Annotated in this window: 22 protein-coding genes; 13 read left to right on the top strand and 9 right to left on the bottom strand. The window is 70.4% G+C overall.

Annotated elements, in window-relative coordinates:
• Positions 1 to 104: 104 nt before the first annotated feature.
• The 3 genes from AC1DU4_RS11735 to AC1DU4_RS11725 all read right to left on the bottom strand — a co-directional run bounded on the left by AC1DU4_RS11735 (position 105) and on the right by AC1DU4_RS11725 (position 3,239).
• Positions 105 to 1,064 carry an esterase/lipase family protein gene (locus tag AC1DU4_RS11735; protein WP_477839966.1) on the bottom strand — a complete coding sequence of 320 codons (960 nt, stop codon included), beginning with the start codon at positions 1,062 to 1,064 and terminating at the stop codon, positions 105 to 107.
• A gap of 112 nt (positions 1,065 to 1,176) precedes the next feature.
• On the bottom strand, positions 1,177 to 2,763 hold the full coding sequence (locus AC1DU4_RS11730) for a PH domain-containing protein (protein WP_477839964.1): 1,587 nt from the start codon (positions 2,761 to 2,763) through the stop codon (positions 1,177 to 1,179).
• Complete coding sequence (locus AC1DU4_RS11725; RefSeq protein ID WP_477840076.1) at positions 2,760 to 3,239, bottom strand: PH domain-containing protein; 480 nt, start codon at positions 3,237 to 3,239, stop codon at positions 2,760 to 2,762. Before AC1DU4_RS11725 ends, AC1DU4_RS11730 begins: the two co-directional genes overlap by 4 nt.
• A 156-nt stretch (positions 3,240 to 3,395) precedes the next feature.
• On the opposite strand from AC1DU4_RS11725, the gene AC1DU4_RS11720 reads away from it, so the two are divergent.
• The 11 genes from AC1DU4_RS11720 (at position 3,396) to AC1DU4_RS11670 (ending at position 14,718) form a co-directional block, all read left to right on the top strand.
• Positions 3,396 to 3,581 (top strand): hypothetical protein, encoded by a 186-nt coding sequence (locus AC1DU4_RS11720; protein WP_477839962.1) that lies wholly within the window; start codon positions 3,396 to 3,398, stop codon positions 3,579 to 3,581.
• Between the two features lie 91 nt (positions 3,582 to 3,672).
• The gene (locus AC1DU4_RS11715) at positions 3,673 to 6,231 is read left to right on the top strand and encodes a bifunctional FO biosynthesis protein CofGH (protein WP_477840074.1); all 2,559 of its coding nucleotides are present in this window, start codon (positions 3,673 to 3,675) and stop codon (positions 6,229 to 6,231) included.
• Complete coding sequence (locus AC1DU4_RS11710) at positions 6,228 to 7,004, top strand: hypothetical protein (RefSeq protein ID WP_477839961.1); 777 nt, start codon at positions 6,228 to 6,230, stop codon at positions 7,002 to 7,004. The genes AC1DU4_RS11715 and AC1DU4_RS11710 overlap by 4 nt, the downstream gene beginning before the upstream one ends.
• A 136-nt stretch (positions 7,005 to 7,140) precedes the next feature.
• Entirely contained in the window at positions 7,141 to 7,464 is a 324-nt protein-coding gene (gene fdxA, locus AC1DU4_RS11705; RefSeq protein ID WP_072847084.1) for a ferredoxin, read from the top strand.
• Position 7,465: 1 nt separating this feature from the next.
• Positions 7,466 to 8,569 (top strand): succinyldiaminopimelate transaminase, encoded by a 1,104-nt coding sequence (gene dapC, locus AC1DU4_RS11700; RefSeq protein ID WP_072847085.1) that lies wholly within the window; start codon positions 7,466 to 7,468, stop codon positions 8,567 to 8,569.
• Positions 8,570 to 8,698: 129 nt separating this feature from the next.
• A complete protein-coding gene (gene pruA, locus AC1DU4_RS11695; RefSeq protein WP_477839958.1) occupies positions 8,699 to 10,342 on the top strand; it encodes an L-glutamate gamma-semialdehyde dehydrogenase in 1,644 nt (547 codons plus the stop codon).
• Between the two features lie 68 nt (positions 10,343 to 10,410).
• The gene (locus tag AC1DU4_RS11690; RefSeq protein ID WP_477840072.1) at positions 10,411 to 11,313 is read left to right on the top strand and encodes a proline dehydrogenase family protein; all 903 of its coding nucleotides are present in this window, start codon (positions 10,411 to 10,413) and stop codon (positions 11,311 to 11,313) included.
• Positions 11,314 to 11,357: 44 nt separating this feature from the next.
• Positions 11,358 to 12,782 (top strand): acyl-CoA synthetase, encoded by a 1,425-nt coding sequence (locus AC1DU4_RS11685; RefSeq protein WP_477839957.1) that lies wholly within the window; start codon positions 11,358 to 11,360, stop codon positions 12,780 to 12,782.
• A gap of 62 nt (positions 12,783 to 12,844) precedes the next feature.
• Entirely contained in the window at positions 12,845 to 13,879 is a 1,035-nt protein-coding gene (locus AC1DU4_RS11680) for an NADP-dependent oxidoreductase (protein WP_477839955.1), read from the top strand.
• Positions 13,876 to 14,262, top strand: coding sequence for a DUF2568 domain-containing protein (locus AC1DU4_RS11675; RefSeq protein ID WP_477839954.1), 387 nt, complete (start codon positions 13,876 to 13,878; stop codon positions 14,260 to 14,262). Before AC1DU4_RS11680 ends, AC1DU4_RS11675 begins: the two co-directional genes overlap by 4 nt.
• A 36-nt stretch (positions 14,263 to 14,298) precedes the next feature.
• Positions 14,299 to 14,718: a PPOX class F420-dependent oxidoreductase gene (locus AC1DU4_RS11670; protein WP_477839953.1), complete on the top strand. Its 420-nt coding sequence runs from the start codon at positions 14,299 to 14,301 to the stop codon at positions 14,716 to 14,718.
• A 188-nt stretch (positions 14,719 to 14,906) separates the two neighbouring features.
• Here the strand turns inward: AC1DU4_RS11670 and AC1DU4_RS11665 are convergent, their stop codons facing one another.
• The 3 genes from AC1DU4_RS11665 to AC1DU4_RS11655 all read right to left on the bottom strand — a co-directional run bounded on the left by AC1DU4_RS11665 (position 14,907) and on the right by AC1DU4_RS11655 (position 17,763).
• A complete protein-coding gene (locus AC1DU4_RS11665) occupies positions 14,907 to 16,256 on the bottom strand; it encodes an HNH endonuclease signature motif containing protein (RefSeq protein WP_477839951.1) in 1,350 nt (449 codons plus the stop codon).
• 98 nt (positions 16,257 to 16,354) lie between these two features.
• Positions 16,355 to 16,819 carry a hypothetical protein gene (locus AC1DU4_RS11660; RefSeq protein WP_477839949.1) on the bottom strand — a complete coding sequence of 155 codons (465 nt, stop codon included), beginning with the start codon at positions 16,817 to 16,819 and terminating at the stop codon, positions 16,355 to 16,357.
• Between the two features lie 134 nt (positions 16,820 to 16,953).
• Positions 16,954 to 17,763 carry an enoyl-CoA hydratase gene (locus AC1DU4_RS11655; protein ID WP_477839946.1) on the bottom strand — a complete coding sequence of 270 codons (810 nt, stop codon included), beginning with the start codon at positions 17,761 to 17,763 and terminating at the stop codon, positions 16,954 to 16,956.
• A 186-nt stretch (positions 17,764 to 17,949) separates the two neighbouring features.
• Between AC1DU4_RS11655 and AC1DU4_RS11650 the strand changes: the two genes are divergently transcribed.
• On the top strand, positions 17,950 to 18,708 hold the full coding sequence (locus AC1DU4_RS11650; protein ID WP_477839944.1) for an SDR family NAD(P)-dependent oxidoreductase: 759 nt from the start codon (positions 17,950 to 17,952) through the stop codon (positions 18,706 to 18,708).
• A gap of 79 nt (positions 18,709 to 18,787) precedes the next feature.
• Here AC1DU4_RS11650 and AC1DU4_RS11645 read toward each other — a convergent pair whose 3' ends face one another.
• Together AC1DU4_RS11645 and dapD are read right to left on the bottom strand one after the other, a co-directional pair.
• Entirely contained in the window at positions 18,788 to 20,182 is a 1,395-nt protein-coding gene (locus AC1DU4_RS11645; RefSeq protein ID WP_477839943.1) for an amino acid permease, read from the bottom strand.
• Entirely contained in the window at positions 20,182 to 21,135 is a 954-nt protein-coding gene (gene dapD / locus AC1DU4_RS11640) for a 2,3,4,5-tetrahydropyridine-2,6-dicarboxylate N-succinyltransferase (protein ID WP_477839941.1), read from the bottom strand. The genes AC1DU4_RS11645 and dapD overlap by 1 nt, the downstream gene beginning before the upstream one ends.
• 203 nt (positions 21,136 to 21,338) lie before the next feature.
• Between dapD and dapE the strand changes: the two genes are divergently transcribed.
• Positions 21,339 to 22,424 (top strand): succinyl-diaminopimelate desuccinylase, encoded by a 1,086-nt coding sequence (gene dapE / locus AC1DU4_RS11635; protein WP_477840070.1) that lies wholly within the window; start codon positions 21,339 to 21,341, stop codon positions 22,422 to 22,424.
• A 55-nt stretch (positions 22,425 to 22,479) separates the two neighbouring features.
• Here the strand turns inward: dapE and AC1DU4_RS11630 are convergent.
• A partial coding sequence (locus tag AC1DU4_RS11630) for an MspA family porin (protein WP_477840069.1) occupies positions 22,480 to 22,606 on the bottom strand: 127 nt, incomplete at its 5' end.

Raw genomic sequence — 22,606 nt, 5'->3', positions numbered from 1 at the left:
CCCTCGGTGGGTGCGGCGGGGTCGCCGCGTCAGGTCCTGCGGATCCAGATGTCGCCGGCCTCCGCGCGCGGCGCCTGCTCCCCCCCCCCCCGCGGCGGTAGCTCCTAGCAGGGGGGCGTGCCCACGAGCGTCGGGTCGAGGGCCTGGCGGACGAGGAACAGCGGGGCCGGATGGTTGAGGAGGCCTTCGGGTTGCCTGTCCGGGCTCAACTCGTCAGCGTGGAAGATGGCGAGGCCCGGGTCCTGGCACTTGTCCTGCACGGTCCAGTTGTGGACCGACCCTTCGGTTCCGGGGGCAGGGTTGAGGAACGAGAGGTTGGTGGGGTTCGCGGGCGTCGGGTTCGGGGTGATCACGTTGTCCGTGTTCGTCGCGATGACGGTGTAGTCGATCCCCGGGAACGTCTCCTGGTTGCCGGCGTTGAGGTCGGTCAGGAACTTCGATCCGAGAATCTGCTGCTGGGCCGCCACCGGTTCGCCGTTGGCCTTGGCGTCGGCCTCGGTGGGGTACCGACCGCCGAAGTCGGTCCCGTGGGTCGACGGCCCGAGCATGGCGAGCGTGTGAACCTTGTTGCCCGATGCGCCGCCCAGGAACCGCAGGTACTGGCGCGTCATCGTGCCGCCCTGCGAATGACCGACGACATCGACCTGCGAGGACTGGGTGCCGGTGCGCACCTCCTCGATGAACTTGTCCAGCTGCTTTGCCGAGTCCTGGATCGGTGCGGTTCCCCAGCCCGGCCCCAGCGTCAAGGTGTCCAGGTTGAACGTGGGGATTCCGCCGTAGTTCAACGCGAAGACGCAGTAGTCGTCGCGCTCGAGTTCCGCCGCCAGCGGCCCCCAGGTCTCCTCCATGCTCATGTCGGTGCCGTGCACGAGCACGACCGGTCGCGGATGCTGCGGCGACTTGCACTCGAAGTCGTTCACGCCCGGGAGCTGGCCCTGTCCGCCGGCGGAACCGGATGAGGCGGACTGCGCGGAGGCGGCCGCAGGCGGGATGAGTGTGGCGCCGAGGGCTAACAGCGCGACGGTCGCGAGACTCGTCGTGGCCGCGCGGAGTCGGGTAGTCAAGTGAACTCCTGATAATGGTTGTGGGACAGGCGATGTGCTGCAGCCGTCATCTCTAACAGCTGCGGCACGGTCGGCACAGGAGAATGCCCGGAGTCCACATCGATCCGCGCGGTCAGGTCCTGCGGATCCAGATGTCGCCGGCGCCGGGCGTGACGGCCACGACGAGGTCCCAGGCACGCTCGGCCGGCAGGTCGAGGACCTCGTAGTGGCGGGTGCCTGCGGGCGTCGCCGCGACCACGGTGGCCACGCCGGCGCGGCGCTGGAAGAAGCTCTGCCGCACCGTCCAGCCGATGATGCCGTCCGCCTCCAGGCTGTGCCGGCCGCGGTCGAGTGAGCCGCTGCTGGTGACGAGCCAGCCGGTGGGGGCGGCGTGTCCGAGGCCCCGGTAGCGGTCCCAGGCCAGCGCGGCCGCGGCGACGGCGGCCGCGGCGAGGACCGCCCACACCGACCAGTGCACCCGAACGCCCAGCCCGGCCGCGACCGCGACACCGGCCGCGACCGCCGCCACCGGCAGCAACGCCCGGCTGTAGCGGCGACGGCGGGCGGCCGGGCCGTGTGCCGTCAGCGGCGTCGCGACGTCGACGGGGAAGCCGTGCTCGCGCAGGACCACGGCGTTCACCCGCTCGGCCTCCGCGCGCGGCGCCTGCGGCAACAGCATCGACGAGTGCTGTCGTTCGGTGGACACGCCGGTCATGATCGCGTCGAGGCGGGCGCCGCGCGCCAGGCGCAGCAGCAGCGGCAGGTGCACCGTGGTGCCGCGCAACCGCGCCCGGTCCAGCGTCGTCTGCCGGCTCCGGAGCAGGCCGTGGCTGACATGCAGGACGTGCCGGTCGTCGGTCACCGTGAGGTTGCCGAACGCGACGAGGTAGCGCACGCAAGCCAGCGCACTGGCCGCGGTCAGCAGCACGATCAGCCCAGCGACCACCACGGCCGCCGTGCCGAACCCGCGCGCCCAGTCGATGCCGTGCGAGACCGTCGACGACTCCGCGATCTGCGCGCCGACGCCGTACTGGAAGGCGACGCCCACGATCGCGGCAATCGTGAGCACGCCGGTCGTCGAGAACGGCGCGTACCGAACCCAGGCCGGCGACCAGTGCGCGATCTCGGTCGCCGGCGCCACGGGCCGCTCGCCCGTCGGCGTCGGCTCGGAGGCGTCGTCGGTGCGGCGGGCCAGCAGGGCCTCACGCAGCGCCGGGACCAGTCGGGCGTCGAGCGCGTTGAGTTCGAACTTTGCCGAGTCGCCCGTCTTCTCCGCCCGTTGGCCGGTGCCGATCCGCACCACCGCCAGGCCGAGGATCCGGTGCAGCAGACCGGCCTCCACGTCCACCGAGCGAATCCTGTTGCGGGGGACCGAGAGCAGCTTCTTCTGGAACACACCGCTGCGCAGCTGCACGTGCACCGGGCCGATCCGGTAGCTGGTGGTGAACCACCTCGCGATCGCGAACAGCACGAGCACCGTGACCGCGATCAGGCCCCACGCGTGGTTTCCGCTCTGACTGCCGACCACCACCGAGATCAGCAGCACGGGAAGAAGTTTGACGATCTCGTCGACGGGGTGGACGAGCAGCATCCGCTTGTCGAGGCGCAGCCAGGGCTGGTCCTCCTCGGCCGCGAGCGCCGCCGCGCCCGAGGACTCCGGGGGCGCGGTACCGGGTGCCGGGGTGGGGGTCGGCGCGGTCGCCGGCTCGGGGGTGCTCATGTCGCGTCCCCGACGTTGCGTCCGGCGATCTCGGTGAGGCGCGCGACGGTGGCGTCGGCGACCCGCTCGTCGAGCGCGGTGATCTTCACCGCGCCCGCGGACGAGGCGGTGGTGACGGTCACGGTGGCCAACCCCAGCATCCGGTCGATCGGCCCGCGTTCGGTGTCCACCGTCTGGATCCGCGAGATCGGGGCGATCCGGCGTTCCTGGGTGAACCAGCCGGTCTTGGTGTAGACCGCGTCGTCGCTGATCTCCCAGCGGTGCACCCGGTAGCGCCACTGCGGCATGCCCGCGACGTGCGCAACCGCGGCGACCACGCTCGCGGCGAACACGCCGACGTGCGGCCAGCTCGTGGCGGTGCCGTCGACCACGGCCCAGACCAGTTGCGCCACGAACACCGGGATCCACAACAGCGCGGCGTTGACCGCCCACAGCAGTGGTGCCCTGGTGCTGGGCCGCCACTGCGGGTCGGCCATGGTCACGGTTGTGGTCGGTGGGGTGCTCACGCCCTCAGCCTGCCAAAAACCGGGGACGGTGTCGCAGTCGCCGGTGCCCGCCCGACGATTGTTCCGGGAACCGTCCGCCCGCCGGGCGGAGGGCTAGCCTGGGTGCAGGCGAGGAAGGGAACCCACATGGACCGATTCGAGCCCGACGTCCCCGAGGCGGACCGTGTCGAGCAGGTGACGCCCGCCGGCGCTCCGGACGAGCCGGATGACCCCGAGACGAGTGACTCCACCGACTCGCTCGAGGTCAACGAGGCCGACGCCGCCGAGCAGCGGCGGAGTGTCCCCGACGAGGACGAGTACCCCCACGGCTGATCGAGCCGAGACCTACAGTGGCCGTCGTCTCGGGTCATGGCGCATGATCGAACGCGTGACATCCCACGACGACGCCCCGGCCACCTCCGCGATGCTCCCCGACCCGGCGATGCCTTCCGGCCCCGGACCGGCGGCCGGACTGGAGCGGCCGTCGGCGTCCGCGCTGCGCAGGGCCCTACGCCGGGCACGTGACGGTGCCACCCTCAACGTCGACGAGGCGACGGTGCTGCTGCACGCGCGCGGCGCCGACCTCGACGACCTGTGCGCCTCCGCGGCGCGGGTGCGCGACGCCGGACTCGAGGCCGCGGGCCGGCCCCGCACCGTCACCTACTCGCGCAAGGTCTTCATCCCGCTGACCCGGCTGTGCCGCGACAAGTGCCACTACTGCACCTTCGTGACGGTGCCGGGCAAGCTCCGGGCCGAGGGGCACGGCATGTACCTGGAGGTCGACGAGGTCCTCGACATCGCCCGGCGGGGCGCCGAACTGGGCTGCAAGGAGGCCCTGTTCACCCTCGGCGACCGCCCGGAGGCGCGCTGGCCCGAGGCCCAGGAGTGGCTCGACGCCCGCGGCTACGACTCCACGCTGGACTACCTGCGCGCCGTGTCGATCCGGGTGCTGGAGGAGACCGGCCTGCTGCCGCACCTCAATCCGGGGGTGCTCAGCTGGGAGGAGATCAACCGGCTCAAGCCGGTGGCGCCGTCGATGGGCATGATGCTCGAGACCACCGCCACCCGGCTGTTCACCGACAAGGGCGAGTGCCACTACGGCAGCCCGGACAAGGACCCCGCGGTCCGGCTGCGCACGCTCACGGACGCAGGCCGGCTCTCGGTGCCGTTCACCACCGGGATCCTCGTCGGCATCGGCGAGACGATGGCCGAGCGGGCCGACTCGATCATGGCGATCCGGAAGTCGCACAAGGCCTTCGGTCACATTCAGGAAGTGATCGTGCAGAACTTCCTGGCCAAGGACGACACCGTGATGCGGTCGGCGCCCGACGCCGGAATCGAGGAGTTCCGTGCGGCGATCGCCGTGGCCCGGCTCGTGCTCGGCCCGGGGATGCGCATCCAGTCGCCGCCGAACCTGGTCTCACCCGCGGAGTGCCTGGCGCTGATCGCGTCGGGCGTGGACGACTGGGGCGGGGTCTCCCCGCTCACCCCGGACCACGTCAACCCGGAACGTCCGTGGCCCAACCTCGACAACCTGGCCGCGATCACCGCCGAGGCCGGTTACACGCTGACCGAACGCACCGCCGCGCAGCCGCAGTACGTGCTCGCCGGTTCGCCGTGGATCGACCCGCGGATCGCCGCGCACGTGCACGCGCTGGCGGACCCGGTGACCGGCCTGGCCAGGCTCGACACCGTCCCGGTGGGCCTGCCGTGGCAGGAGCCCGACGAGGCCTGGGAGTCGAGTGGGCGCGTCGACCTGAACACCGAGATCGACACCGACGGCCGCAACACCGAGACCCGCAGCGACCTGGGCAGTGCCTTCGGCGACTGGGAGACGGTGCGGGAGCAGGTCCTCGAACTCAGCGCGCCGGCCCGGGTGGACACCGACGTGCTGGCCGCGCTGCGCAACGCCGAGCGCGACCCGGCAGGTTGCTCCGACGACGACTACGTGGCGCTGGCCAATGCGGACGGCGTCGGGCTCGAGGCGCTGGTGGCACTGGCCGACGACCTGCGCAAGGACGCGGTCGGAGACGACGTCACCTACGTGGTGAACCGGAACATCAACTTCACCAACATCTGCTACACCGGCTGCCGGTTCTGCGCGTTCGCGCAGCGCAAGGGCGACGCCGACGCCTTCACCCTGTCGACCGACGAGGTCGCGGACCGGGCGTGGGAGGCGCATGTCGCCGGGGCCACCGAGATCTGCATGCAGGGCGGCATCGACCCGGAACTGCCGGTCACCGGCTACGCGGACCTGGTGCGCGCGATCAAGGCCCGGGTGCCGTCGATGCACGTGCACGCCTTCAGTCCGATGGAGATCGTCAACGGCGCCTCGCGGGGCGGCCAGAGCGTGCGGGACTGGCTGACCGACCTGCGCGAGGCCGGACTCGACTCCATCCCCGGCACCGCGGCCGAGATCCTCGACGACGAGGTCCGGTGGGTGCTCACGAAGGGCAAGCTGCCGACGAGCACCTGGGTGGACGTGGTCACCACGGCGCACGAGGTGGGGCTGCGGTCGAGTTCGACGATGATGTACGGCCACGTCGACCAGCCGCGGCACTGGGTGGGCCACCTGAACGTGCTCCGCGGTATCCAGGACCGGACCGGCGGGTTCACCGAGTTCGTGCTGCTGCCGTTCGTGCACCAGAGTTCGCCGTTGTACCTGGCGGGCGCCTCCCGGCCGGGCCCGACGCGGCGCGACAACCGGGCCGCGCACGCGTTGGCGCGGGTGATGTTGCACGGCCGGATCCACAATATCCAGACCAGTTGGGTCAAGCTGGGTACCGAAGGAACGCAGGCGATGTTGCAGGGTGGCGCCAACGACTTGGGAGGGACGTTGATGGAGGAGACCATTTCGCGGATGGCCGGCTCGCAGCACGGGTCGGAGAAGACCGTGGCCGAACTGCGCGCGATCGCCGAGGGCATCGGCCGTCCGGCCCGCGAACGCACCACCAAGTACGCGGACCGGGTGAGTGTCCGGTGACCGCCAAGGACCGGATCGGCAACGAGCGGGTGGTGGCGGTCCTCGACCGTGCCGCCTGGGGGATCAATCCGGTGCTCGACCTGGTCGCGTCCGACCCGTTCGGCATCAAGGCCCGCACGTTCCGGCCGAACGCGGAGCAGCGGAACGCAGCCGAGAAGGCGCTGGACGCGGCGGCGTGGCTGCTCGACGTGGCGCAGGTGCCGGGTACCGCGGCCTGGGAACGGGCCAGCGACGAGCGCCGGGCCCGCTGGTGGCTGACCCGGCTCGGCCTGGTCAACACCATCGTGGTCGCCTTCCCCGGCGTGCTCGGTCCGATCGCGAAGCGGCTCCCGCTGCAGGACCTGTTGGGGTTCGCCAACCAGGCGCTGGTGCTGATCGCCGTCGCGCGGGAGCTGGGGGTGACCGAGCGCAGCGCGCAGGTCGACCTGCTGGCCTCGGTGCTGTGCCAGCGCGAGACCGACGCCCGGACCGAGCTGACGAACCCGCGCGAGGATGCTCCGGCGCGCTACGGTTGGAAGCCGTTCGCGATGCTCGGCGGCATGTGGAACACGGCGCGGACGCTGCGGGCGATCCCCGACGAACTGCACAAGCGGCCGTTGCCGGCCCGGCCGTACCAGGTGCTCGGCCGCGTGCCGTTCGTCGGTGCGGTCGCCGACTACCTGGGTGAACGGGGCGCACTGGTGGAGGCGGCGGTGATGGCCATGCGGTGGGTCGACGGGCACACGGTCCGCGGTGCGGTGGACGCCACCGAGCGCAGGGGCAGCACCGTCTGAGATCGGGAGCCCGTGTGCTGAGGGCACCCTGCGCGGGCGTTGGTCCCGAGGAAGGGTGATACTAGGAGGCCCTGGGCGTTTAGCTTGAAACGCGCCCAGAACATCCGGTCCGTGGAGAAAGGCAAGGGGAGCGGCAGTGCCCTACACGATTGCTGAACCGTGCGTAGATGTGCTTGACAAGGCCTGCATCGAGGAATGCCCTGTCGACTGTATTTACGAGGGCGGCCGGATGCTCTACATCCACCCCGACGAGTGCGTGGACTGCGGCGCCTGTGAGCCGGTCTGCCCCGTCGAGGCGATCTTCTACGAGGACGACGTCCCGGACCAGTGGAACGACTACGTCAGCGCGAACGTCGACTTCTTCGTGGAGTTGGGGTCGCCGGGCGGCGCAGCCAAGCTGGGCAAGGTCGACTACGACCCGCCGTTCATCAAGGCACTTCCGCCCATGGGCGAGGACTAAATTGCCTCGCTCGGCCGTCTCGCATGCTCTGCCCGACTTTCCCTGGGACTCCCTCGCCGCCGCCAAGGCGAAGGCGGAGTCGCACCCTGACGGGATCGTCAACCTGTCCGTCGGTACCCCGGTCGACCCGGTCGCGCCGCTGATCCGCGAGGCCCTGGCCTCGGTGTCGGAGGTGCCCGGGTACCCGACGACGCACGGCACCCCCGAGCTGCGGGCTGCCGCGGTCGGGGCGCTGGCGCGCCGGTACGGGGTCACCGGACTGCATCCCGATGCGGTGCTGCCCGCGCTCGGCACCAAGGAGATGATCGCCTGGCTGCCGCGGCTGCTCGGGCTCGGGCCGGACGACCTGGTCGTCATTCCCGAGGTCGCGTACCCGACCTACGAGGTCGGCGGTCTGCTGGCCGGTTGCCGGGTGCTGCGTGCCGACGGGATGACCCGGCTGGGACCGGAGAGCCCGGCGCTGATCTTCGTGAACTCGCCGTCGAACCCGACCGGCAAGGTGCTCGGCATCGACCACCTGCGCAAGACGGTCGAGTTCGCCCGCGAGCGCGGCGCGATCGTGGTCTCCGACGAGTGCTACCTCGGGCTGACCTGGGAGGCGGAGGGCTACTCCGTCCTCGACCCGCGGGTCTGCGACGGCGACCACACTGGCCTGCTGGCCGTGCACTCGCTGTCGAAGACGTCCAACCTGGCCAGCTACCGGGCCGGCTTCGTCACCGGCGACCCGGCACTGGTCGCGGAGCTGCTCGAGGTACGCAAGCACGCCGGCATGATCATGCCGCTGCCCGTGCAGGCCGCGATGACCGCGGCGCTGAGCGACGACGACCACGAGGACGAGCAGCGTGAGCGGTACCGGATGCGCCGTGAGGTGCTGCTCGGTGCCGTGCGGGACGCCGGGTTCACCGTGGACAACTCCGAGGCCGGGCTGTACCTGTGGGCGACCCGCGGCGAGCCCTGCCGCGACACCGTGGACTGGTTCGCCGACCGCGGCATCCTGGTCGCGCCCGGGGACTTCTACGGTCCGGGCAGCGGACAGCACGTGCGGATCGCGCTGACCGGTACGGACGAGCGGATCGCGGCCGCGGCGGGACGCCTCCAGCGCTGACGCGTCTGGCTGTCAGCGGGAACGACCCCGCGTCCTTCCTGTTGCGCGCTGTCGCTGCGCTAGCCTGGGGGCGGAGTACCTCGTTGCCGGGGCACCGTCCCGGGAGCGTCACCGTGGGCAGGAGGCAGCATGGATGCCGTCACACAGGTTCCTCGTCCGGGCAACGAGCCGGTGCACTCCTACGCACCGGGCAGTCCCGAGCGGACGCGGTTGGCCTCGAAGCTCGCGGACCTGGCCGCCGAACCGACACCGCTCTCGCACGTCATCGGCGGCGTCCACCGGCAGGGTTCGGGCGACTGGATCGACGTGGTGCAGCCGCACCGGCACTCCGCCGTGCTCGGCACCCTGACCTCCGCCACCCACGAGGACGCCGACGCCGCGGTGGAGGCCGCGGTCGCGGCGGGTCCGGCCTGGCGGGACCTGCCCTTCGACGAGCGGGCCGCGGTGCTGCTGCGCGCGGCCGACCTGTTGGCCGGGCCGTGGCGCGAGACCATCGCCGCGGCAACGATGCTCGGACAGTCGAAGTCGGTGCAGCAGGCGGAGATCGACGCGCCGTGCGAGCTCGTCGACTTCTGGCGGTTCAACGTGCACTTCGCCCGGCAGATCCTGGCGGACCAGCCGATGTCGGGTCCGGGGGTGTGGAACCGGATGGAGTACCGCCCGCTGGAGGGGTTCGTGTACGCCGTCACCCCGTTCAACTTCTCGGCGATCGCGGGCAACCTGCCGACGGTGCCGGCGCTGATGGGCAACACCGTGGTGTGGAAGCCGTCGACCACCCAGACGCTGGCGGCCTACTGGACGATGCGGCTGCTCGAGGAGGCCGGCCTGCCGCCGGGTGTCATCAACCTGGTGACAGGCCCCGGGGCCGCGGTATCGGATGTGGCACTGGGTGATCCGCGGTTGGCTGGCGTTCACTTCACCGGTTCGACGAAGACCTTCCAGCACCTGTGGCGCGAGGTCGCCTCCAACATCGACCGCTACCACGGCTACCCGCGACTCGTCGGGGAGACCGGCGGCAAGAACTTCGTGGTGGCGCACGCGTCCGCCAACCCGGACGTGCTGCGGACGGCACTGGTACGCGGCGCCTTCGAGTACCAGGGCCAGAAGTGTTCCGCTGCCTCGCGGGCCTACGTGCCCGCGTCGGTGTGGGCGGAGATGGGTGACGACTTCCTCGCCGAGGTCGACCAACTCAGCTACGGCGACGTCACCGACCTGTCGAACTTCGGCGGCGCCCTGATCGACCGGGCCGCGTACGAGAAGAACGTCGCTGCCATCGAACGGGCCCGCGGGGCCGAGGGGGTGAGTGTCGCCGTCGGCGGGAAGTACGACGACACCGAGGGCTTCTTCGTCAGGCCCACTGTGCTGCTCGCGGACGACCCCGGCGACGAGTGTTTCGCCACCGAGTACTTCGGACCGCTGCTCTCGTTGTACGTCTACGACGACTCGGCGCCCGACGCGTTCGAGTCGGTCCTCGACATCGTCGACACCACCGCCCCGTACGCGCTCACCGGCTCGGTGATCGCCGACGACCGGGCGGCGATCGAGAGAGCCGGTGCCGCACTACGATTCGCGGCGGGAAACTTCTATGTCAACGACAAACCGACCGGCGCGGTGGTGGGGCAGCAGCCGTTCGGCGGGGCGCGGGCATCGGGCACCAACGACAAGGCCGGCTCGCCGATCAACCTGCTGCGCTGGACGTCGGCCCGCACGGTCAAGGAGACCTTCGTCCCGCCGACCGACTATCGGTACCCGCACATGGGACCGCGGGACTGATCGCCGTGTCCGGGGCGTTGGGCAACCCGCTGCGGCCGGCGATCCTCGCCGCGGCCCGTTCGCCGCGGATGAAGTCGGCGATCACCCGGGCCCCGGTCACCCGGTCCATCGTCACCCGGTTCGTCGCGGGGCAGGACCGGCCGGCCGCACTGGCGGCCGCCCGCACGATCCTCGACTCGGGCCGGTCGATCAGCATCGACCACCTGGGGGAGGACACCACCGAGCCGGAGCAGGCCCGCGCGGCGCTCGCCGAGTACCGCGCGCTGCTGAGCGAACTCGCCGACCAACCCGAGGCCACGGTCGGCGGCGTCCGCCGCCTGGAGGTGTCGGTGAAGCTGTCCGCGCTCGGCCTGGCGCTGCCGCGGGACGGTCTCCGGGTGGCACGCGAGCACGCCCACGCGCTGTGCACGGCGGCGCAGGCCGCGGGCGTGTGGGTGACCGTCGACGCGGAGGACCACACCACCACCGACGCGACACTCGCCGTGGTGACCGAGCTACGGGCCGACTTCCACTGGCTGGGGGCGGTGCTGCAGGCCTACCTGCGCCGGACCGAGGGGGACTGCCGGGACCTCGCCGTGGCGGGCTCGCGGATCCGGCTGTGCAAGGGGGCGTACGACGAGCCGGAATCGGTTGCATACCAACGCCGCTCGGAGGTCGACGCGTCGTATCTGCGGTGCCTGGAGATTCTGATGCGGGGCCGGGGCTACCCGATGGTCGCCTCGCACGACCCGGTGGTGATCGAACAGACGCAGGACCTGGTGGGGCAGGTGGGCCGCGGTCCGGCGGAGTTCGAGCACCAGATGCTCTACGGGATCCGGGACGTCGAGCAGGCGCGGCTGGCGGCCGAGGGTGACCAGGTGCGGGTGTACGTGCCGTACGGGGCGCAGTGGTACGGCTACTTCATGCGGCGTCTCGCCGAACGGCCCGCCAATCTCACCTTCTTCCTGCGTTCGCTGGTGACGCACGGCTGATCTGGTCCACGGGCCGTCCGCCGCGGTGTGAGACGCYGGGCGGCGTGCTCCTGAGTTCACTGAACCCCCTCGCCGTCGCCCGGGGCGACGACCTGCCCGACGCCGTCCGGATCGGCGACGATGTGCTCTCCCGCAGCGACATCGTCGGGGGTGCCGGGGCCCTGGCCCGGCGCATCGCCGGAGCCCAGCGGGTCGCCGTCCTCGCGACGCCGAGCGCCGCAACGGTGATCGCGGTCGTCGGCTGCCTGTTCGCGGGGGTCACGGTGGTACCGGTGCCGCCCGACTCCGGTCCCGCGGAAATCGCACACATCCTGTCCGACTCGGGCGCCCAGGCCTGGCTCGGGCAGGCCCCCGAGGGCAGTGACGATGCGCAGAGTTCCCGAGCAGGTGACCTGCCGGTCGTCCCGGTGCGGGTGAATGCCCGCGACTGGCACGGGCACCCGGAACCGCGCCCCTCGTCGATCGCCTTCGTCCTCTACACCTCCGGCACCACCGGGCCGCCCAAGGGCGTGCTGCTGAGCCGCCAAGCGATCGCCGCCGGGCTGGACGCGTTGGCGCAGGCGTGGCAGTGGACCTCGAACGACACACTGGTGCACGGCCTTCCGCTCTTCCACGTGCACGGGCTGATCCTGGGTCTGCTCGGTCCGCTGCGGGTGGGCAGCCGCCTCGTGCACACCGTCAGCCCCACACCCGAGGCCTACGCGCGGGCCGGCGGGTCGATGTACTTCGGGGTGCCGACGGTGTGGTCGCGGGTGGCCCGCGACGAGGAGTCGGCCCGGGCCCTCGCCGGCGCGCGGTTGCTGGTCTCCGGCAGTGCCCCGCTGCCGGTCCCGGTGTTCGAGCGACTGGTCGCGCTGACCGGTCTGACGCCGATCGAGCGCTACGGGATGAGCGAGACGATGATCACGCTGAGCACCCGTGCGGACGGCGAACGCAGGCCCGGCTGGGTGGGGCTGCCGGTGACGGGGGTGACGACCCGGCTCGTCGACGAGGACGGGGCGCCGGTGCCGCACGACGGCGAGTCGATCGGCGGTCTGCAGGTGCGCGGGCCGATGCTCTTCGACGGGTACCTGAACCGGCCTGACGCCACCGCCGAGTGCTGGACCGAGGACGGCTGGTTCAAGACCGGCGACGTGGCGGCGATCGACGAGGGCGGGTTCCACCGGATCGTCGGCCGGGAGTCGACCGACCTGATCAAGTCCGGGGGCTACCGGATCGGGGCGGGCGAGGTGGAGACCTCGCTGCTCGGGCATCCGACGGTGCGCGAGGTGGCGGTGGTCGGGTTGCCCGACGCCGACCTCGGGCAGCGACTGGTGGCGTACGTGGTGGGCGAGGGCGTCGACCCGGACGCGCTGATCGCGCACGTGGCCGGTGAACTGTCGGCGCACAAGCGGCCCCGCGAGGTGCGGGTGGTGGACTCGCTGCCGCGCAACGCGATGGGCAAGGTGCAGAAGAAGCTGCTGGGCTGAAGCGTGGAGCGCCGGTGCGTGTGCAGCGCATTTCGCGTCCGACGGGACTAGCCTCAGGAAGCATGACCCTGCCTGCCGAGAACACCCGTATCGTGCTCGCGTCACGTCCCGTAGGGGAGCCGCAGAGGTCCGACTTCCGGATCGAGTCGGCACCGATCCCGTCGATCAGCGACGGGCAGTTGCTGCTCAAGACCAGGTATCTCTCACTGGACCCGTACATGCGCGGCCGGATGAGCGACGCGAAGTCCTACGCCGCGCCGATGGCGGTGGGTGACGTGATGGTCGGCGGCACCGTGTGTGACGTGATCGAGTCCAGGGAACCGGGATTCGCCGAGGGCGACGTCGTGCTGGCGTTCTCGGGATGGCAGGAGTACGCGGCCGCGGACGCCCACCACGTCCGCAAGCTGGACCCGCGACTGGGGCCGCCGCGGATGGCGCTCGGGGTGCTGGGGATGCCGGGTTTCACCGCCTATGCCGGTCTGCTGGCGATCGGTAAGCCGCAGCCGGGCGAGACGGTGGTGGTGGCCGCCGCGACCGGGCCGGTGGGTTCCGCGGTCGGCCAGATCGCGAAGATCAAGGGCGCCCGGGCCGTCGGGATCGCGGGTGGGCCGGAGAAGTGTGCGTACCTGGCGGAACTGGGCTTCGACGCGGCCGTCGACCACCGTGCGCCGGACTTCGTCGACCAGTTGGCCGCCGCCGTCCCGGACGGCATCGACGTGTACTTCGAGAACGTCGGCGGGGCGGTGTGGGACGCGGTGCTGCCGCGGCTCAACACCTACGCCCGGGTGCCGGTGTGTGGGTTGGTGTCGCAGTACAACCTGACCACGCGGCCGGAGGGGCCGGACCGGGCGCCCGCGCTGATGAGTCACATCCTCACCAAGAGCCTCACCCTGCGGGGGTTCATCCAGAGCGAATTCGTCGGCGCGATGTACGCCGACTTCATCGGCGAGATGTCCGAGTGGATCCACCAGGGGCGGATGCAGTACCGCGAGGACATCGTGGACGGCCTGGAGAATGCGCCCGAGGCGTTCATCGGGATGCTCGCGGGCCGCAACTTCGGAAAGGTCGTCGTCAACGTCGGAATGGCCGAGCAGTGAGCAGGGCGCACGAGGTGCGCGATGCCACCGCGGTGCCGCGGGTCGGCCCGCTCGAGGTCGTCTCCTTCCTTTGCGAGTTGTCGATGCTGGTGTTGCTGGCGCTGGCTGGCGCCGCGTCGACGGATTCGCTGCTCGGGAAGGTGATATTTGCGGTGGCGCTGCCGGTGGTTGCGGCGGCTGTCTGGGCGGTGTGGATGGCGCCGACGTCGGGCCGCCGACTGCCGAATCCGGCCAGGCTGTACGTGCAGGTCGCGTTGTTCGCGGTGACGGCCGTCGTCGCCGGGGTGTTCCTGGGACCACTCGTGGGGCTGGTGTTCTTCGTGGTGGCGGCGGGGGTCTTCGGGGAACTGTGCCGACGAGAGATGCGGGCGCGGCGGGCTTGACCTGAACCGAGGTCGAGGTCCTAGCGTGACGGCTGCATGGACTCGGCGACGGGAGATTGTCATGACAGAAGCCTCGGTGACACTCGCGCGGACCAGATCGCCTACCTCGATACGCAGCGACTCGGCAGGCTGGCGACGGTCAACCCGCGTGGCGCGCCGCAGAACCGTCCGGTCGGGTTCCGCTACAACGCAGAACTCGGCACCATCGACATCGGTGGCCGGAATCTGGTCGCCAGCAAGAAGTTCCGGAACCTCGCGACCAACGACCGGGTCGCGTTCGTGGTGGACGACCTGGCCTCGGTCCAGCCGTGGGTGGTGCGGTGCGTGGAGATCCGCGGTCGGGCGGAGGCGTTGACCGGGGTGGCGCCGTGGGCTCCGGGTATGTCGCCGGAGCTTATCCGCATCCACCCGGAGCGGGTCATCGCGATTGGGCTGGAGCCCGGTCAGGGCGGCTGACAGTCGGCCTGTCGGACAGCGCAGACCGGTTGCGGCCGAGTGTGTCTCGGCCGCAACCGGTCTGGTTGTGGGTGAGTGTTCAGGCCTGTGCCTGTGGGTCAGGCCCGTGGATCACGCGCCGGTTGTGAGCCGGCCGTGGTCTTCGCAACGGGTCCACCCAGGCTGGGGGTGTGAACCAAGGATGGCGGTCATCGCCGATGGCCACTGCCCAGTGGTTCTTGTGGACGATCGTGTGGTGCTTCTTGCAGAGCAGCACCAGGTTCGACAATGCAGTGGGGCCGCTTGGACCAGTGCTGAATATGGTGGGCGTCGGTCCAGGCGGCGGGGCGCCCGCAGCCGGGGAACGCGCAGCCGCAGTCCCGCGCCACGAGTGCTTTCCGTAGTTTCGGGGAGATGATGCGGGTGGTTCGGCCGACGTCGAGGGGGTTGCCGCCCCGGTCGACGAAGATCGGGGTGACCTGCGCGTCGCAGGAGATGCGGGCGGCGATGGCGGCGGAGACGGGGCCGGCCCAGGGCATGGTGGCGTGCCTTCTGCGGCGGTAGTGCCGCGGGGGCCTGACATCTGAGCAGCTTTCACCAGGTTCGCTGCCGATGGGTCCGGTTGCGTTGTCGGAGTGGTAGTCCCAGCCTGTTCCGACCCATGCCCCGGTCACGGGCACCTTCGCTGTCGCGGACACCGCATCCCGTAGTGCGTCTACGTCGATCGTCACCGTGACGTGCGGTCGTTCGCCGCCTTCCATCGGCCCGCGGGCCGCGTCGAGGTGCCCGCGGATGATCTGTTCGAGGGCGTCGGCGCGGCGTTTGGCGGCGGAGCGGTCGTCCCGGATGGGGTGGCCGTAGTCGTCGGTGCTCGGGTGCGGCTTCGACAGAGCTGACAACGCGGTCTGCAGGGCTTCGCCGGTCTCGGCGTCGAAGCTGCCCTTCACGAGCATCCGCCCGCCGAGCGTGGTGCTGGCGAAGAACTCGTTGAGTTCGGGGTTCTCGCCGTCGGAGGGGAGGTCGTTATCGCGTTCGAAGTAGATCTCCATCTCGCGGGCCCGCTTGCGCAGCTGTGTGGGGTCTTCGGCGCGGGCGGCGATGAGCAGGTAGGCCTCGCAGTCGTCGGCACGTCCGCTGTCGGGGTCTGGGTGCTCCCAGTCGGTTCCGTCGGGTGCCGGGTCGATGTCGAAGTCGCGGGTGAGTTTCGCGAGTCGGTCCAGGAAGTTGACGATCACCTGGACGTGGGCGAGTTCGATCCGTCCGTCGTCCAGTACCTCGGCCATCTGGGAGTGCAGGGGGAGTTCTCGGGAGAGACGGACGATCTGCGAGGCGTGGGCGGGGTGCATCCGGGTGGTGCCGGCGAGCCAGGAGGTGGTGTCGGCGGCACCGGCGTGTTCGGGCAGGCATCTTTGATCGGCCTCGTGGACGAGTCGGACGAGGAGCGCGTCGCGTCTGCGCATGTCCTGAACCAGCTCGGGTACCGCGGCCACAATCTCGGATTCGTCGAGTCGCCATGCCTCGACCCGGGCAGGGTCGGTGAGCATGGCGTCGAGTTTCATACATCAAATTCTACTCGCACGCACATTCGATTTCTAGTGTATTTATGCTGGTCAAAAGGTATGTGAACCGGAAATCTTCCTGTTCGTGACTCGCCCGGTCATGATCTGGAGGCCAGGCATCGTCGGGCTTCCTTCACCGCGTTGGCGTCCTCTGGAAAATGCATCTCGGTCTCTGGCCAGACGGTGCTCTGCCGGGCTGATTGGTCCACACTGACGAGCGGTGCGCTGTCGGCGATCACCTTCAGCGCCTGCCCCTCAGGGGGAAGTGAGCCCCCGCCCAATCCCCACACGCCGTGGGATGTCGAACCGTCGCTCCTCCGGAACTGCATGGCGATTGCGTAGTAGTTGTCGAATGGCGACACGGACGCCTTGCTGCGGGTCCAGGGGTCGCGGACAGCGACCGCCTCGAGCGGCTCGAGGGGGTCGGAGGCCGGCTTACCTACGATCACGTCCATCAAGCTGGAGTCGACAGCGATGCAATTCGCATCAGGCGCACGGCGGATGTCGACGGTCACGACGGCTACCAGCCATGTGACCGCAGCGGCTGCGGTCAGCGCAACCACCACCGCTCGCCATGACCAACGCTTACGTCCGGCCAACTGTCGCCTCCCGATTTCACTGCGAGGCGTATCCGTCGCTACCGGTTGTTCGTGCCTGGGGGATGGCAACGATGCGGATGGCACCAGGCCCGGCCGACCTACTTGCTGTCCCGGAACACCGGCTCCCGCTTCTCCCGCCGCGCGAGGGTGGCCTCCTCGAAGTTGTCGGTCATCAGCCGGACCATCAGCTGGCCCAGTCCCTCCTGGTTCATGTGCTGGGCCATCGACGACGCGTCCAGGCTCGACCACAGCGTCCGTTTGGTCAGCTCCACACCGGGCCGGGAGAAGGCCGCGATCCGTTCCGCCAGTGTGAACGACTCGTCGAGCAGGTCGGGGCCGTCGACCAGGCGGGAGACCAGGCCGATCCGTTCGGCCTCGGATGCGTCGATGTCCCGGCCGGAGAGCATGATCTCGAACGCCCTCGACGAGCCGATCGCGCGCGGCAGCAGATAGCTCAGACCGAGTTCGCTGGCGGTCAGCCCGTTGTTGATGCCCGCCGCCCGGAAGTAGGCGTCGCGCGAGGCCAGCCGGATGTCCGCGGCCAGCGACAGGCAGAACCCGCCGCCGATGGCGGCGCCGTTGACGGCGGCGATCACCGGCTGGTGCATGCGGCGGATCGCCAGCACCACGTCATCGAGGATCTCCATGGCGCGCAGCGCGATCGACGGCCTGGTCAGGCCGTCGATGTGCGGCGGGCTGCCGGCGGAGGACTGGTCGGCTCCGGAGCAGAACCCGCGGCCCGCGCCGGTGAGCACCACCGCACGCACCGAGTTGTCGTTGCTGATCGACTCGAGGGACTCCTTGAGCGGGACCATCACGTCGAAGGCCATGGCATTCATCCGCTCCGGGCGGTTGAGGGTCACCAGGGCCACATTCTCGCGGGGCCGCTCGACCAGGACAAAGCTCACTGCCGGTCTCCTGTTCGACGACGGACGTAGATCGCGCCGACACTACGGCGTATCCGGCGCCAACCCGACGAGACGCGCTCGCCAAACGCGTCGTCCGATTCCCGCCAGCGCCGAGTCCCGGGATTTCGCAGTCTGATTCAGGCGACCACGTCGCCACCTTCAGCAGATCTCCCGAAAGGACTCACCATGTCTTCGCGCCTGGACTCCAAGGTCTTCATCGTCACCGGCGGCACCTCCGGCATCGGTCTCGCGGTTGCCCGGCGGCTCACGGCGGAGGGCGCCGCGGTCGTGCTCGGGGCTCGCCGCAGGGACGTCGGCGAAGACGCTGCCCGGAACATCCGCGCCGCCGGCGGTACCGCGATCTTCGTGCCGGCGGATGTGTCGGTGGAGGCGGATGCCGCGGCGCTGGTCACCGCCGCGGTCGCCGAGTTCGGGAGGCTGGACGGGGCATTCAACAACGCGGGCGGCGTCAATGCGTCCGGTCCGGTATCCGGTATCGACGGTGCCGACTGGGACGCGGAGCTCGCGCAGAACGTCACCAGCGTCTTCAACTGCCTCAAGCACCAGATTCCCGCGGTCCTCGAGACCCGCGGGGCGATCGTCAACAACGCGTCGAACCTGGGTGTCGTCGCGCTCCCCGAGGTCGCGCCCTACGTCGCCGCCAAGCACGCCGTCGTGGGCCTGACCAGGTCCGTCGCGCTGGAGGTTGCCGAGCGGGGCGTCCGGGTCAACGCCATCACCACCGGAGGGGTCGACACGCCGCTCTCCCGCGGGTCCATGGCACCCACCGACGAGGCGATGGCGCAGATAGCCGCCCTGCACCCGGTCAACCGCGTTGCACAGCCGGACGAGATCGCACCGTTCGTCGCGTTCCTGCTGAGCGACGAGGCGTCGTTCGTCACCGGTGCGGCGCTGTCGATCGACGGCGGCTTCACCGCGCGCTGAGCGGGACCGAGGCACAGGCGGCCCGGAGGTCCGCTCCGGGCCGCCTGTGTGTCCGTCCGCTGCCCGTCGGGCGAGGCGGTCAGAGTGCGGCCTTGCGCCGCCTCGCGTTGAGCACGGACAGCCCGGCGATCACCAGAAACAGCACCGTCGTGGAGATCAGCTGGTTGCGGGCGTCGGCGTCGGTGAGCATCAACAGGATCAGCCCGATCAGGGCGGCCAGGGTGGCCCAGCTCAGGTAGGGGAAGCCCCACATCCGCAGGGTCAGCTTGCCCTCGGCCTCGAGCCGCCGGCGCAGTCGCAGCTGGGAGACCACGATGAAGATCCAGATCACCAGCAGCGCGGCGCCGACAGCGTTGAGCAGGATCGACAGCAGCGAGTCCGGCAGCAGCCAGTTCAGCAGCACGCTGACGAAGCCGAAGAACACCGAGAGCAGCACCGCATTGGTCGGCACCCCGGTCTTGGAGAGGCCGCCCAGCAGCGCTGGACCGTCGCCGCGACGGGCGAGCGAATAGGCCATCCGGGAGGTGCCGTAGACGTTGGCGTTGAAGGCCGACAGCAGCGCCACCACGACCACCAGTTCCATGAAACCGGCCACGTAGGAGATGTGCGCCTGGTTCAGGACTGCCACGAAGGGGCCGCTCTGCAGCTGCGGCGAATTCCAGGGCAGCACCAGCACCATGATCGCGATCGAGCCGATGTAGAACACGCTGATGCGCCACACCACGCTGCGCACAGCCGTGGCGATCGAGTGCTCGGGGTCCTTCGACTCGGCCGCGGCGATCGTCACGATCTCGATGCCGCCGAACGCGAACGCGACCACGAGCAGGCCAGCGGCGATGCCCGCGAAGCCGTTCGGCATGAAGCCGCCCTGGCCGAACAGGTTCGTGAACCCGACCGGGTCGGTGTCCGGCAGCAGCCCGAAGACCAGCAGCACACCGATCACCAGGAAGGCGATGATGACCGCGACCTTGATGGCGGCGAACCAGAACTCGAACTCGCCGAAGTTGCTCACCTTGGCCAGGTTCACCACCGCGAAGAAGGTGACGAAGACCAGCGCGACCACCCACTGCGGCACGCCGGGCAGCCAGCCGTGCACGATCGCCGAGGCACCGGTGATCTCGGCGCCGAGCACCATGATCAGCATGAACCAGTACAGCCAGCCCATCGTGAAGCCGGCCCACTCGCCGATGCCGATCCGGGCGTAGTGGCTGAACGACCCGCTGGCGGGGATCGCGGCACCCATCTCGCCGAGCATCCGCATCACCGCGATCACCACGATGCCGGCGATCACGTACGAGATCAGCACGGCGGGGCCGGCCTTCGCGATGCCCACGCCGGTGCCCAGGAACAGGCCGGCCCCGATGGCGGACCCSAGGCCCATCATCGTCAGATGACGGACCTTGAGCCCGTGGCCGAGGTGGYTGGCGTCGCCCTGCTCCTCGAGCGGCGCCGGGGAGGTCGAGTTCGCGGTCATCAGTCGTTCGYGTGCAGGGCGGCGTTCAGCTCGACGCCGGTGCCCTTGCGCGCGACGACCTCGACCGCGCCGCTGACGGAGTTGCGGCGCAGCAGGATGTTGGAGGTGCCGTTGAGGTCCTTGGCCTTGACGACGGTGCCGTCCGGGCCCTGCACCTTGGTGCCCGCGGTGATGTAGAGGCCCGCCTCGACGACGCAGTCGTCGCCGAGCGAGATGCCGAGGCCGGAGTTCGCGCCCAGCAGGCAGCGCTTGCCCACCGAGATGACCTCCTTGCCGCCACCGGAGAGGGTGCCCATGATCGACGCGCCGCCGCCGACGTCGGATCCGTCGTCGACGACCACGCCGGCCGAGATGCGGCCCTCGACCATCGAGTTGCCGAGGGTGCCGGCGTTGAAGTTCACGAAGCCCTCGTGCATGACGGTGGTGCCCGACGCCAGGTGCGCGCCGAGACGGACCCGGTCCGCGTCGGCGATCCGCACGCCGGACGGGACCACGTAGTCGACCAGACGCGGGAACTTGTCCACGCTGTAGACGGTGACCGGGCCGCGGGCGCGCAGCTTGGCGCGGACCAGCTCGAAGCCCTCGACCGCGCAGGGGCCGAAGTTCGTCCACACCACGTTCGCGAGGAGGCCGAAGACGCCGTCGAGGTTCAGACCGTGCGGCTGGACCAGGCGGTGCGAGAGCAGGTGCAGGCGCAGGTAGGCGTCGTGCGCGTCGAGGGGGGCGGCGGTCAGGTCGGCGATGGTCACGCGGACCGCGACCTGACGGACCCCGCGGGCCTCGTCCTCGCCGGTCAGCGCGGACAGCTCGGCGGGCACGTCGCCGGCGTCGAGTACGACGGTCCCGGCCTGGGCGAACTCGCCGAGGGCGGGCTCGGGGTACCAGGTGTCGAGGACGACGCCGCCCGTGGTCACGTTTGCGATGCCGACTGCAGATGCTCCCTGAATGCTCACGGGCAGTCAGGGTACCGGCCGGGCCGGTGAACCCCTACCGGCCCGCGTCCGTGGAACCGGCAGTGACGAGATGATCTTGGTCGACGAAGGGACACGCGGATGACGGCACGACGGGGACGCACGGGGCTCACGGGGGCGATTCGGGTCGGGGGAGTGGGCCTGCTGCTCGCGGCGGAGCCGCCTAACCTGGTCGGGTGACCTCACTGCCTCGCCTGGACCTGCACGCCGACCCCATTGACCTGACCGCCGCGCTGGTGGACATCCCCAGCGTCTCCCAGGACGAATCGCTGATCGCCGACGTGGTAGAGGCCGCGTTGCGCGAGCAGACGACGGGCTTCGAGGTGATCCGCAGCGGCAATTCGGTGCTGGCCCGCACCAACCGCGGCCTGCCCAGCCGGGTGATGCTGGCCGGGCATCTGGACACCGTGCCGATCGCGGACAACGTGCCGAGCCGGCGCACCGTGGACACGGCGGAGGGCGACGTGCTGCACGGCTGCGGCACCGTCGACATGAAGTCCGGCGACGCGGTGTTCCTGCACCTGGCCGCGACCGTCTCCGACCTCGCGCACGACCTGACGCTGGTGTTCTACGACTGCGAGGAGATCGCCGCGCAGTACAACGGGCTCGGCCGCATCGAGCGCGAGCTGCCCGAGTGGCTGCAGGCAGACGTCGCCGTCCTGGGCGAGCCGTCCGGCGGCTTCATCGAGGCCGGCTGTCAGGGCACCCTGCGGGTGCGGCTCACCGCGTCCGGCATCCGCGCACACTCGGCGCGGTCCTGGCTGGGGGACAACGCGATCCACAAGCTGGCCCCGCTCCTCGCGCGGCTCGCGGATTACCAGCCGAGGTCGGTGGACATCGACGGCTGCGTGTACCGGGAGGGGCTGTCGGCGGTGCGGATCTCCGGGGGCGTGGCGGGCAACGTGGTGCCCGACGCGGCCGACGTGGACGTCAACTTCCGGTTCGCGCCGGACCGCAGCGTCGAGCAGGCGATCGCGCACGTCCGCGAGGTGCTCGGTGGCCTGGACCTCGACCTCGAGGTGACCGACTCCTCGCCCGGCGCGCTGCCCGGTCTTGGCGCCCCGGCGGCGGCCGCGCTGATCGAGGCCGCGGGCGGGCAGTTCCGGGCCAAGTACGGCTGGACCGACGTGTCCCGCTTCTCCGCGCTGGGCATCCCCGCGGTGAACTACGGACCCGGCGACCCGAACCTGGCGCACAAGCGCGACGAGCGCGTCCCGGTGCAGCAGATCACCGACGTCACCGCCGTCCTGCGCGGGTACCTCAGCGCCTGAACGCGTCTGGCCCCGCCTCGGTGAACGAGGCGGGGCCGGAACGGATGTGGCTGTCTCAGCCGATGCTGAAGGGCTGGCCCCACAGGGTGGTGGTGCTGGTGACGGTGTCGGTGTTCACCGTGACGGTCGCGAAGGAGCGGGCCTGCGCGTAGCCGGCGCAGCCGTTGACCGCCATGGTCGAG

This window comes from Rhodococcus sp. P4_F5 (assembly GCF_056401315.1).
Note: the sequence above shows the minus strand (reverse complement) of the source record. Positions and strands in the feature narration are given on the sequence as shown.